Origin of the sequence: Mycobacterium sp. THU-M104 (genome assembly GCF_049197365.1) — a bacterium.
Lineage (GTDB): Bacteria > Actinomycetota > Actinomycetes > Mycobacteriales > Mycobacteriaceae > Mycobacterium.
Map to the genome: position 1 here is coordinate 1 of NZ_JBMIOP010000030.1, position 12765 is coordinate 12765.

At 67.7% G+C, this 12765-nt stretch carries 8 protein-coding genes and 1 pseudogene; 6 read left to right on the forward strand and 3 right to left on the reverse strand.

Annotated elements, in window-relative coordinates:
- The 3 genes and pseudogenes from ACOJVU_RS02865 to ACOJVU_RS02875 all read right to left on the reverse strand — a co-directional run.
- Positions 1-676: pseudogene (locus ACOJVU_RS02865) on the reverse strand (IS1380 family transposase); the annotation flags it as partial.
- Between the two features lie 185 nt (positions 677-861).
- Positions 862-1332, reverse strand: coding sequence for a YbjN domain-containing protein (locus ACOJVU_RS02870; RefSeq protein WP_421528388.1), 471 nt, complete (start codon positions 1330-1332; stop codon positions 862-864).
- Between the two features lie 167 nt (positions 1333-1499).
- Positions 1500-2810: an adenosylmethionine--8-amino-7-oxononanoate transaminase gene (locus ACOJVU_RS02875; protein ID WP_421528389.1), complete on the reverse strand. Its 1311-nt coding sequence runs from the start codon at positions 2808-2810 to the stop codon at positions 1500-1502.
- Positions 2811-2872: 62 nt separating this feature from the next.
- Here ACOJVU_RS02875 and ACOJVU_RS02880 point away from each other — a divergent pair, with 62 nt between their 5' ends.
- The 6 genes from ACOJVU_RS02880 to treZ form a co-directional block, all read left to right on the forward strand.
- Entirely contained in the window at positions 2873-3313 is a 441-nt protein-coding gene (locus ACOJVU_RS02880) for a hypothetical protein (RefSeq protein ID WP_421528390.1), read from the forward strand.
- A gap of 561 nt (positions 3314-3874) precedes the next feature.
- Entirely contained in the window at positions 3875-4621 is a 747-nt protein-coding gene (ripD, locus tag ACOJVU_RS02885; protein WP_421528391.1) for an NlpC/P60 family peptidoglycan-binding protein RipD, read from the forward strand.
- Positions 4622-4713: 92 nt separating this feature from the next.
- The gene (locus tag ACOJVU_RS02890) at positions 4714-6882 is read left to right on the forward strand and encodes an acyltransferase family protein (RefSeq protein ID WP_421528392.1); all 2169 of its coding nucleotides are present in this window, start codon (positions 4714-4716) and stop codon (positions 6880-6882) included.
- 37 nt (positions 6883-6919) lie between these two features.
- Entirely contained in the window at positions 6920-9115 is a 2196-nt protein-coding gene (gene glgX / locus ACOJVU_RS02895) for a glycogen debranching protein GlgX (RefSeq protein WP_421528393.1), read from the forward strand.
- A gap of 3 nt (positions 9116-9118) precedes the next feature.
- A complete protein-coding gene (gene treY / locus ACOJVU_RS02900) occupies positions 9119-11431 on the forward strand; it encodes a malto-oligosyltrehalose synthase (RefSeq protein ID WP_421528394.1) in 2313 nt (770 codons plus the stop codon).
- Positions 11424-12765 (forward strand): malto-oligosyltrehalose trehalohydrolase (treZ, locus tag ACOJVU_RS02905; protein ID WP_421528395.1); only part of this gene is annotated, 1342 nt, incomplete at its 3' end. The genes treY and treZ, both read left to right, overlap by 8 nt.

The window sequence follows — 12765 nt, forward strand, 5'->3', positions numbered from 1 at the left end:
CGGCCCCGCAGGCGCGGGCGGTGCCGATGGCCACCGTGATCTGGGAGGCGGCCGCGCGCCCGGAGGCGGCCTTGCCGCTGCGCAGCCTGGCCTCGGCGATCACCGGTGCGGCCTGCGCGGTGGAGATGGTAGTGATCTGCGGTGAGAGGCCTTTGCGCAGCAGCGCGCGGCTGGCGATCTTGGCGTGCCCGAAGCTGGCGCCCTGCTTGTGGTACCCGTAGACCGGGCGCAGCAGCGAGTCGATGTCGACAAAAGCGCGTTGCTCGATGCCGGGTAACAGCGGTACCCGCGCCGCGAGCGCCACCAGATGGGCTCGACCTACCGCAGCGAGTTGGTTGGCGTGCCCGAAAGTGAACTCGCGCAGAAAGATCCCCAACGTGGAGGGCGCATACACCTCGTCGAACACCCGCGGGGTGCCGCCCGCGCGCAGCACGCCGGCATCGTCGATGCTGTCCGCGCCGCACATCATGCCCGCGATGATCGAGGTCAGCTTGCCGGCCGGATTCACCGCCCCCGACGCCACCCGCGTCGACGGCAGGTCCACATGTTCGCCGATCAACTCCGAAAGACCAGCCTGCTCAGCTAGGTCCAACACCGGCACCAGGCCCGCGGCCGCCACGAAGTTTTGCTCGTCAAAGACCGCCGAGTCGGCGGTGAACGTATAGGATGAGTGCATCGAAAGTGCCTTCTTGAACTCTGGACAAATACGACGTCAGCACTCGTATTATCCCAGTTCAGAAGGCGCTTTCGCTGTTGACGCGCCGATCAAATCACCGGCCCAACCACGGATTCAGGCTAAGTATTCTTAGCGGTTGCCGACCCCGCTTTCTGCGGGTTGTCGATGTGCGTGGCGCCGGAATCTCAGCCGGCGTTCCGTAACACCGGCTGCGTGGTCGAGGGCACGTCCACAACAGGCTTCACCTGAGCAAACAAATCGATCGCGGCGGCGATGGTGCGGTCCACCAAAGAGGCAAACTCCTCGAACGTGATACCGTCCCGGATCCACTGGGACCTGCGGGCCGAGATACCGATTCGCTGAGGGTCCGGGCAACCTTGCACGATCGCGGTGACTCCGCGGTTTTGCCGGTTCCACGTGTCGGCGAAGTTCGTCAGCCGGGGACGGTCGGCGACGGGGATAGACCGGGCGGGAGTGACACTGATGTTCACGACGTCGCCGAACGACGCGCAAATCTCGAGGCGGACATGAAGCCGGCCGGAGGCGGTGTTCGCGGCGCAGAAGTACTCGCCATCGTGGTCGCCCCGGAGGAAACGCAGCCCGCAGGTGTCCAGGTAGCGTTCGATGAGGTTCGCGCAGAGCAACTCGCTGGTCATGAGATAGATACTGGGCCCCCCGGCTTTGTGGATCCTTTGTGCCGAGCTAGCCAAAGCCCAAGAAGTTGTTGAGATTTTCCTGAGAGCGCGAGCCCGCGACGGCCGCACCTGGGACGCGCTTCCCGCGCCCACCGCCCTCACCCTCGAAGCGCGCCCTGGTCAGGCGCTCACGCGTCGACGGGGAGCCGCGCGACCTCGACCATCGCGGACGCGATCTGCGCGATCTCGGCGGGCGTGCAGATGTAGGGCGGCATGGCGTAGATCAGGTTGCGGAACGGACGTAGCCAGACACCGCGGTCCAGCGCCGCCGCGGTGGCGGCGGCCAGCTCGACGGGCCGGTCGCATTCGATGACGCCGATCGCGCCGAATACCCGCACGTCGGTGACACGGGGTAGCGCCCGCGCTGGCTCGAGCCCGTGGGCCAGGCCGAAGCCGATCTCGGCGACCCGCGACCGCCAGTCCTGGCCCAGCAGCAGCTGGACGCTGGCCACCGACACCGCGCAGGCCAGCGGATTGGCCATGAACGTGGGACCGTGCATCAGCGCACCCACCTCCCCGGCACTGATCGTGTCGGCGATATCGCGGGTGCACAGGGTGGCGGCCATGCTCAGGTATCCCCCGGTCAGCGCCTTGCCGACGCACATGATGTCGGGGCTCACCCCGGCGTGGTCGGCTGCGAACAACTCCCCGGTGCGGCCGAAGCCGGTGGCGATCTCGTCGAACACCAGCAATACCTCATGGCGCCGGCACATCTGGTGCAGGTCGGACAGATAGCGGGGGTCGTGAAAGCGCATCCCGCCCGCGCCCTGCACGACGGGCTCGACGACCACGGCCGCCAGCTCGTGAGCGTGTTCGGCCAGCTGCTCCTCGAACACTGCACTGTAGGCCGGGTCGTAGTGCCGCGGCACCTGCGGGGCGAACACCTGGCGGACGAGGATGTCGTTCCACAGCGCATGCATGCCGCCCTCGGGGTCGCAGACGCTCATCGGGGTGAAGGTGTCGCCGTGGTAGCCGCCGCGCCAGGTCATGAGCCGGTGTTTACCGGGCCGCGCACGGCTGCGCCAGTACTGCAGCGCCATCTTCACCGCGACCTCGACCGACACCGACCCCGAGTCGCTGAAGAAGACCGTCTCCAGTCCTGCGGGCGTGATCTCCACCAGTAGCTGAGCCAGCCGAGCCGCGGGTTCGTGGGTCAGTCCGCCGAACATCACGTGGTTCAGCGCGCCGAGCTGGGTGGTCAGCGCCGCGTCCAGAACCGGGTGGCCGTGCCCGTGGATGGCGGTCCACCAGGAGCTCATCGCGTCCAGAGCCTCAGCCGGCCGTCCGTCGCGAATCAGCGTCAGCCTGGCGCCGCGGGCGCCGACCGCCACGACGGGCGGCACAGCTTCCCTGCCGATGGTGCTGTAGGGGTGCCACAAGTGCGCGGCGTCGATCGCCGTGATTTCGCCGGGGGTCAACCGGGCTCTGGCCGCGGGCATAGACATGCAGCGTAAAGCAGCCGGGTCGCACATTTCCCGGCCATCGGGAAGCATGGGAGGACATGGCCACGCCACATCAGCCCGAGGACCCCGGCCCGGCGAACCCCGCCACGTGGACGCCGGTCGACTACGACGAGGAAACGCCCCGGGTGCTGCGGCTGAGGCTGGTCCCGTGGGACGTCATCAGCACCGTCACGCTGCTGATCCTGCTCCTGATGCTGGCCACCGAGACCACATGGCCGGTGCGGCTCTTCGGCTTCCTCGCCCACGTGTGCGAGGGGGACGAGTGTGGCGCGGTGCCCTTCGGGATCGACTTCTACATCCGACCGCTGGCGTGGGGTGGAATCGGCGCGGCCATTGCCGCAGCCGTCCTCGGTCCGGTGGTGTCGCTGTTGAAGGGCTGGTACATGTCCTTCTGGCCGGTGCTGTCGCTCACACTGCTCATGGTCGCCTCGGTGGCCGGCTTCATGCTCACCACCTTCAGCGAAAGCTACTGGCGCTGAGGGGTCCCGCCGGTACGTTCGTCGGGCCCGTTCGCTGAGTTGTCGAGCCTGCGGTGGCAGCGACGTCGAGGCGAAAAAGTAGCGCTGAACGCAGTCTCGACGCCGCCAGCCCATACTCGGCACCAGCGGCGTCTGGTGACAACCCGGTCGCATTCACGGGCGAGACCACCAATGCCCGCCGCGGCCCCACCGCGAGATCGAAATCACCACTGCGCATGCGGTTTTCGCTGGCCCAGTCACTGTCCGATCACGTTCCGGCAAATAATCCCGTGTGAGCCCCACCAGCTGTCACCCGACCCTGGATTCTGTTGTAAAAGTGTCTGTAGTGACTGGTGTGAATGAGGCGGTGCAAACGCAAACGGCTGCATTGAATCATTCATTGCTTCATTGATTCATTCACCCGCTCAGCTACTTAGTTAGTTAGTTAGTTAGTTATCTAGCTAGCTAAAGTCATGCCGCGACGCGGGCCTCGACGGTGAGGCCTTCGAGCGAGTCATGCAAGCAATGGCGGCCGATGCGCGACGTCACCGCGCCGGAGCCGCTGAACCGGAAGGAACCCGCATGAAACGCCTTTACCTCTTCGCAACGGGCCTGGCCATGCTGGCCGGCGCGTTGCTCGCGCCGGCCGCGGCGAGCGCAGACCCGGTCGTGCGGCCGATGGACTATCAGCAGGCCACCGACGTCGTCGTCATGCGCGGGCTGTCCCAGCGCGGCGTGCCGTTCGCCTGGGGCGGCGGCGGCATCACGGGCCCGACCCGCGGCCGAGGAAGCGGCATCACCACTGTCGGCTTCGACGCCTCGGGCCTGATGCAGTACGCCTATGCGGGCGCCGGGATCCGGCTGCCGCGCTCCTCCGGCGACATCTACAAGCTCGGCCAGAAAGTGCTGCCGCAGCAGGCTCGCCGGGGCGACATGCTCTTCTATGGCCCCGAGGGCACTCAGAGCGTGGCGATGTACCTGGGTAACGGGCAGATGCTGGAAGTCGGCGACGTCGTCCAGGTCGCGCCGGTGCGCAGCAACGGTATGACGCCCTACCTGGTCCGGGTCCTCGGTACCCGGCAGGCGCCCGCCCAGCAGGCTCCGCTGCAGCAAGCGCCCGTCCAGCAGACGCCCGCCCTGCAGGCGCCCGCCCAGCAGGCGCCGCAACAGCAAGCACCCGCCCAGCAGACGCCCGCCCAGCAGACGCCAGCCCAGCAGGCTCCGCAACAGCGGCCGGTCCAGCAGGCCCCCCTGCAGCAAATGCCGGCGCTGCAGTTGCCGACACAACCGGCAACGTTGCAGCCCGCGCCCGCCGGCATCGCGCGCTGACCGCCGCTGGCCTGCCAAACAGCCGCCACCTGCTCGATCACCGGTGATCACGGCAGAGAGCAGGTGGCGGTTTAGGTAAATTGGCACCAACCATGTTGTTGCGCCTCTCGTCCCCGCCCCCTCCGCCGGCCACCGGCCCGGAGCCGGTCAGCTGGGCTCGCCCGGCCAGCTTTTATCGCCACGACCTCGACGGCCTGCGCGGTATCGCCATTGCGCTGGTCGCGATGTTCCACGTCTGGTTTGGCCGCGTCTCCGGCGGCGTCGATGTGTTCCTGGCGCTGTCGGGGTTCTTCTTCGGCGGCAAGATCCTGCGCGCGACGCTCAAACCCACCGCGTCGCTGTCGCCGGTCGCCGAGGCGATCCGGCTGGTCCGCCGACTGGTACCCGCTCTGGTCGTGGTGCTGGCCGCCTGCGCGGTGCTCACGATCCTCGTGCAGCCCGAGACACGCTGGGAAGCGTTCGCCAACCAGAGTCTGGCCAGCCTGGGCTACTACCAGAACTGGGAACTGGCCGACACCGTGTCCGACTACCTCAAGGCCGGCGAGGCGGTCAGCCCGCTGCAACACATCTGGTCGATGTCGGTTCAGGGCCAGTTCTTCATCGCCTTCCTGCTGCTGGTCGCCGGTTTCGCCTATCTGTGGCGCCGACTGTCCAGGGATCAACGTGCCGCTCGCCTGCGCACCGGGTTCGTCGTGCTGCTGGGCGCGCTGACGGTGGCTTCGTTCGTCTGCGCGATCATCGCCCATCAGGACAACCAGTCGACGGCCTACTACAACAGCTTTGCGCGGGGCTGGGAGTTGCTGCTGGGCGCACTCGCCGGTGCGGTGGTGCCCTACCTGCGCTGGCCGATGTGGCTGCGCACGACGGTCGCCACCATTGCGCTGGCCACGATCATGTCCTGCGGCGCGCTCATCGACGGCGTGCGCGAATTCCCGGGCCCCTGGACGCTGGTACCGGTGGGCGCCACCATGCTGATGATCCTCGCCGGCGCCAACCTGCCGGTCGATCCCGACGGTAGCCGTAGGCTGCCGCTGCCCAATCGGCTCCTCGCGACCGGTCCGCTGGTGGCGCTGGGCACCATCGCGTACTCGCTCTATCTGTGGCACTGGCCGCTGCTGATCTTCTGGCTGTCCTTCACCGGTCACCGGCACGCCAACTTCCTCGAGGGCTCGGCGGTGCTGGCGGTGTCCGGCGTGCTGGCCTACCTGACCACCCGGCTCGTCGAGAACCCGCTGCGCTACCGAGCGGCCGCCGGCGCGCCCGTTCCCGCGATCCCGTGGCAGGCCCGCCTGCGCCGGCCGACGATGGCGCTGGGGTCTGCGGTGGTGCTGCTGGGTGTGACGCTGACCGCGACGTCGTTCACCTGGCGCGAGCACGTCACCGACCTGCGAGCCTCGGGCAACGAGCTGCGGGGCCTGAGCGCCCGGGACTATCCCGGTGCCCGCGCCCTGACCGCGCACGTGCGGGTACCCACGTTGCGCATGCGGCCCACGGTGCTGGAGGTCCGCCACGACTACCCCGCTTCCACCCGCGACGGGTGCATCAGCGACTTCGCCAACCCGGCGGTGGTCAACTGCACCTACGGAGACGCGGCCGCCACCCGCACGATCGCGCTGGCGGGCGGTTCGCACGCCGAGCACTGGCTGCCCGCGCTCGACCAGCTCGGCCGCCTGCACCACTTCAAGGTGGTCACCTATCTGAAAATGGGCTGCCCGTTGTCGACGGCGGAAGTCCCGCTGATCATGGGCAACAACGCCGCGTACCCGCAGTGCCGGGTGTGGGTGCAGCGGACGATGGCCAAGCTGATCGCCGATCGTCCCGACTACGTGTTCACCACCTCGACTCGCCCCTGGAACGTCAAACCCGGCGATGTCATGCCGGCGACCTACATCGGGATCTGGCAAGCGTTCTTCGACAACAACATTCCCGTCCTTGCCATGCGCGATACCCCGTGGCTGGTCAGGGACGGCAAACCGTTCGACCCCGCGGACTGCCTGGCCAAGGGGGGCAACGCGGTGTCCTGCGGGATCAAGCGGTCCGACGTGCTGGCCGACCACAATCCGACCCTGGATTTCGTGGACCGGTTCCCCGTGCTCAAGCCGCTCGACATGTCGGATGCGGTGTGCCGGGCCGACGTCTGCCGCGCGGTCGAGGGAAACGTGCTCATCTACCACGGGACGCATCACCTGTCCCCCACCTACGTGCGAACCATGACCAACGAACTGGGCCGCCAGATCGCCGCGAACACGGGCTGGTGGTGACACGCTGAGGAACCCGCGGCGCGGATAAGGTTTTGTGATGCCGACGAACAATCGCGCCTCCAAAGCAGGCGCTGATGATCCCGACCATCCCAGACTCGCCACGGTGTGGCCGGGAACTCCCTACCCGCTGGGAGCCACCTACGACGGCGCCGGCACCAACTTCTCGTTGTTCTCCGAGGTCGCCGAGAAGGTCGAACTGTGCCTGATCGACGATGACGGCAAAGACGAGTCCAGGATCTCCCTGGAGGAAGTCGACGGGTTCGTCTGGCATGCCTACCTGCCCAACGTCGGCCCGGGCCAACACTACGGATTCCGCGTCCACGGTCCCTTCGAACCGGCGGCCGGCCACCGCTGCGACCCCAGCAAGTTGCTGCTAGACCCTTACGGCAAGGCCTTTCACGGCGACTTCGGCTTCGACCAGGCGCTGTACTCCTACGACATGAAGGCCGTCGACCCGCACGACCCCGACAACGCCGACACCGGGACTCCCCCGATGGTGGACTCGCTGGGCCACACCATGACCAGCATCGTGATCAACCCGTTCTTCGACTGGGCCTATGACCGGTCCCCCAACACCCCGTACCACGAGACGGTCATCTACGAGGCCCACGTCAAGGGCATGACGCAGACCCATCCCGGCATTCCCGGCGAATTGCGCGGTACCTACGCTGGGCTGGCCCACCCGGTGATCATCGATCACCTGCAGTCGCTCAACGTCACCGCCATCGAACTGATGCCCGTGCACCAGTTCATGCACGACTCGCGACTGCTCGACCTGGGCCTGCGAAACTACTGGGGCTACAACACATTCGGGTTCTTCGCCCCGCACAACGAGTATGCCGCCAACCGCAAGGCCAGTGTCCCCGAGTTCAAGGCCATGGTCCGCGCCCTCCACGAGGCCGGTATCGAGGTCATCCTCGACGTGGTCTACAACCACACCGCCGAAGGCAACCACCTCGGTCCGACCATCAACTTCCGCGGCATCGACAACGCCGCCTACTACCGGCTCGTCGAGGACGACCTGCGGTTGTACAAGGATTACACGGGAACCGGCAACAGCCTCAACGCACGCCACCCGCACGTGCTGCAGCTGATCATGGACTCGCTGCGCTACTGGGTGAGCGAGATGCACGTCGACGGGTTCCGCTTCGACCTGGCCGCCACACTGGCCCGCGAACTGCACGACGTCGACCGGCTCAGCGCGTTCTTCGACCTGGTCCAGCAGGACCCGGTCGTCAGCCAGGTCAAGTTGATCGCCGAGCCGTGGGACGTCGGCGAGGGCGGCTACCAAGTCGGCAACTTCCCTGGTTTGTGGACCGAGTGGAACGGGAAGTACCGCGATACTGTGCGTGACTACTGGCGGGGCGAACCCGCAACCCTCGGCGAGTTCGCATCCCGGCTGACCGGGTCGAGCGACCTCTATGAGGCGACCGGCCGGCGCCCCAGCGCCAGCATCAACTTCGTCACCGCCCACGACGGCTTCACGCTGAACGATCTCGTGTCCTACAACGAGAAACACAACGAGGCCAACGGCGAGGACAACCGCGACGGCGAAAGCCACAACCGGTCGTGGAACTGCGGCGTGGAGGGGCCCACCGACGACCCTGAGGTGCTGGCGCTCCGACACCGCCAGATGCGCAACTTCTGGGCCACCCTGATGCTCAGCCAGGGTACGCCGATGATCCTGCACGGCGACGAGTTCGGGCGCACCCAGAACGGCAACAACAACGTCTACTGCCAGGATTCCGAATTGTCCTGGATGGACTGGTCACTGGCCGACAAAAACCCGGATCTACTGGCATTCGCCCGCACGGTGACCACGTTGCGCCGACATCACCCGGTGTTTCGGCGTCGACGCTTCTTCGACGGTGAGCCGATCCGCAGCGCCGACGAAGTGCGCGACATCGCCTGGTTGACGCCGTGGGGCCAGGAGATGACGCACGAAGATTGGGGCAAACCCCTGCACAAGTGCGTGGCTGTGTTCCTCAACGGCGAAGCCATCACCGCGCCCACCGCACGCGGGGAGCGAGTCGTGGACGATTCGTTCCTGTTGTGCTTCAACGCGGACGAACAGACGCTGGAGTTCGTCATGCCGCACTCCGACTACGCCCAGGAGTGGACCGTGCAACTGGACACCAACGATCCGGCCGGCCAGGCCGACCAGGTCGTCAACGCCGAAGAGAAGATCACTGTGCCGTCGCGTTCGCTGCTGGTCTTACGCAAGACGTTGTAACGCATGGCATTACCAGTTCTGGCCACCTACCGGTTGCAGTTGCGTGGCGAATCGAGCGGATTCGCATTCACCTTCGCCGACGCCGAGGAATTGCTGGATTACCTCGACGACCTGGGCGTCTCGCACCTGTACCTGTCCCCCATCACGACGGCGGTCCGCGGCTCCAGCCACGGCTACGACGTCACCGACCCCATGGCCGTCTCGCCCGAACTCGGGGGCCCCGAGGGGCTGGCGCGGTTGTCCGCGGCGGCCCGGAAGCGCGGGCTGGGGCTGATCGTCGACATCGTGCCCAACCACGTCGGCATCGACAGACCCGAACAGAACCCGTGGTGGTGGGACGTCCTGCGGAACGGCCGATCCTCTCCCTACGCAACGTTTTTCGACATCGACTGGGACCTGGACGAGGACGGCAGGATCGTGTTGCCGGTCTTGGCTTCTGATAAGGACACCGCCGCGCTGCGGGTCGACGGGGACGTGCTGCGGTTGGGTGATCTGGCGTTTCCGATCGCGCCCGGCACCGTGACAGGCCCCGGCTCCGAGGTCCATGATCGCCAGCACTACCGGCTGGTCGGCTGGCGCAACGGTGTCTGCGGCTATCGCCGGTTCTTCTCGATCACCTCGCTGGCCGGGTTGCGCCAGGAGGATCCCACGGTGTTCGACACGTGCCACCGCGAGGTCGCCCGCTGGTTCGCCGAGGGGCTCGTCGACGGCGTGCGGATCGACCACCCGGACGGATTGTCCGACCCCTGCGGGTATCTGGCAAAGCTGCGTGACCTCGTCGGCTCCGACGCCTGGATCGTCATCGAAAAAATCCTGGCGCCCGACGAGGCGCTCGAGCCCACGCTGCCCGTGGCCGGCACCACCGGCTACGACGTGCTGCGCCAGGTGGGAGGGATCTTCGTCGACCCGGCGGGCGCGCCGGCGCTGACCGCGCTGGTCGAATCCGCGGGAGTGGACTACCGGGCGATGCCGGCGCAGCTGGCCGATCTCAAGGTCCGCTCGGCCATTGACACGTTGGGCAGCGAGCTGCGTCGGCTTCGCCGCAGCGTCGTCGCCGCCGCCGGCGCCGATCATCCGCTGCTGTCCGAGGCGGTGGCCGCCCTGCTCAGCCGCATCCGGGTCTACCGCTCCGACTATCCGGGGCTGGCCGCGACGATGCCCACGGCGCTGGCCGAAACACAGTCGGGTGCAGGACATTTAGCACCGGCGCTGGCCGTTCTCGCCGCGGCACTGGCCCGCGGGGGCGAGCCGGCGACCCGGTTGCAGCAGCTGTGCGGCGCGGTGACCGCCAAGGCGAGCGAGGACTGCCTGTTCTACCGCGACCCCCGGCTGGTGTCACTCAACGAGGTCGGCGGTGAGCCGCACCGCTTCGGCGTGGGTGCCGCGGAGTTCCATCACAGCGCCGCCACCCGTGCCCGGCTGTGGCCGCAGGCGATGACCACCCTGACCACCCACGACACCAAGCGCGGCGAGGATGTGCGCGCCCGCATCGGTGTGCTCTCGCAGGTGCCGTCGCTGTGGGCCGAGTTCGTCTCCCGCTGGGAGGTCGCGGCCCCCTCACCCGACCCGGCGACCGGGCAGTTCCTGTGGCAGAACATCTTCGGGGTGTGGCCGGTCGGCGGCCCCGAGAACGGACGAGTCACCGACGAACTGAGACGGCGGCTGCACGCCTACGCCGAGAAGGCGATCAGGGAGGCGTCCTGGCACACGTCGTGGAACGACCCGGACACCGAGTTCGAGGACGCGGTGCACCGGTGGCTGGACACCGTGCTCGACGGCCCGGTCGCCGACCAGCTGACCGAGCTTGTCGCCCAAATCGACTCGCACGCCACCAGCGACGCGCTGGGCCAGAAGCTGCTCGCGCTGACCGTGCCCGGGGTGCCCGACGTCTACCAGGGCACCGAACTGTGGGACGACAGCCTCGTCGACCCGGACAACCGCCGACCGGTCGATTATGCCGCCCGCCGGTCCGCCCTGGCCGAGTTACGGCATCCGAAGCTGCGTGTGGTCACGACGGCACTGCGGCTGCGGCGGACCCACCCGGAGTGCTTTCTGCGCGGCGCCTACACGCCGGTGCTGGCCGACGGCGAGGCCGCCGAGCACGTCGTGGCATTCCGCCGCGGCGAGGACATCGTGGTCGCGGTGACCCGCTGGACGGTGCGGCTGGCCGAGAGGGGTTGGGGCAACACCGTGCTACCGCTGCCCGGCGGGACCTGGAAGAACACGCTGACCGGCGCCATCGCCGACGGTCCGACGTCAGCCGCCCGACTGTTCGCGGACCTGCCCGTCGCGCTGCTGGAGCGCCACCATGACTGAATTCCGGCTCTGGGCGCCCACACCGGAGCTGGTCCGGCTCGACGTCGAGGGCACGGCGCACCCGATGAGGCGCTCGGAGGACGGCTGGTGGCATGCGGCCGTCGAGACGGCGCCGGACGCTCGCTACGGCTACCTGCTCGACGACGACACCACGGTGTTACCCGATCCGCGGTCGCCGCGCCAGCCCGACGGAGTGCACGCGCGCTCACAGTTGTGGGATGCCGCGCGGGCCGCCTGGACCGACTCCGGCTGGCCCGGCCGCCCGGTCGAGGGTTCGGTGATCTACGAGCTGCACGTCGGCACGTTCACCGCCGCCGGCACGTTCGACGCCGCAATCGAACGACTGGACTACCTGGTCGATCTCGGGATCGACTTCGTCGAGCTGATGCCCGTCAACTCCTTCGCGGGCACCCACGGCTGGGGCTACGACGGCGTGTTGTGGTACAGCGTGCACGAACCCTACGGGGGGCCCGACGGCCTGGTCCGCTTCATCGACGCCTCCCACGCGAGGGGTTTGGGCGTGCTGATCGACGCGGTGTTCAACCACCTGGGTCCGTCGGGAAACTACCTGCCGAGGTTCGGCCCGTACCTGTCCTCGGGCAGCAATCCCTGGGGCGAGAGCATCAATGTCGCCGAGGCCGACTCCGACGAGGTGCGCCGCTACATCATCGGGTGCGCGCTGCGCTGGATGCGCGACTTCCACGCCGACGGGCTGCGCCTGGACGCCGTGCACGCGCTGGTCGACACCACCGCCATCCACATCCTCGAGGAAATGGCCACCGAAACCGATTGGCTGTCAAAGCGATTGGGACGCCCACTGTCGCTGGTCGCCGAAAGCGACCTCAACGACCCGCGGCCGATCACCACCCGGGATAACGGCGGCTACGGGATCAGCGCGCAATGGTCCGACGACATCCATCACGCCATCCACACCGCGGTCTCCGGGGAAAGCCAGGGTTACTACGCCGATTTCGGCGCCCACTCCAATTCGCTGGCAGTGCTGGCCCAGACGCTGCGCCGCGGCTACTTCCACGCCGCGACGTATTCGTCATTCCGGGGCCGCCGCCACGGTCGCCCGCTGGACACGACGACCGTTCCGGCCACCCGGCTCCTCGCCTACACCTGCACGCACGACCAGGTCGGCAACCGGGCCCTCGGGGACCGCCCATCGCAGAACCTGACCGCCGGCCAGCTCGCGGTCAAGGCTGTCCTCGCCATCGGATCGCCCTACACGGCAATGCTTTTCATGGGCGAGGAGTGGGGCGCCTCGACGCCGTTCCAATTCTTCAGCTCGCATCCCGAACCGGAGCTCGCGCAGGCCACCGCTGAGGGCC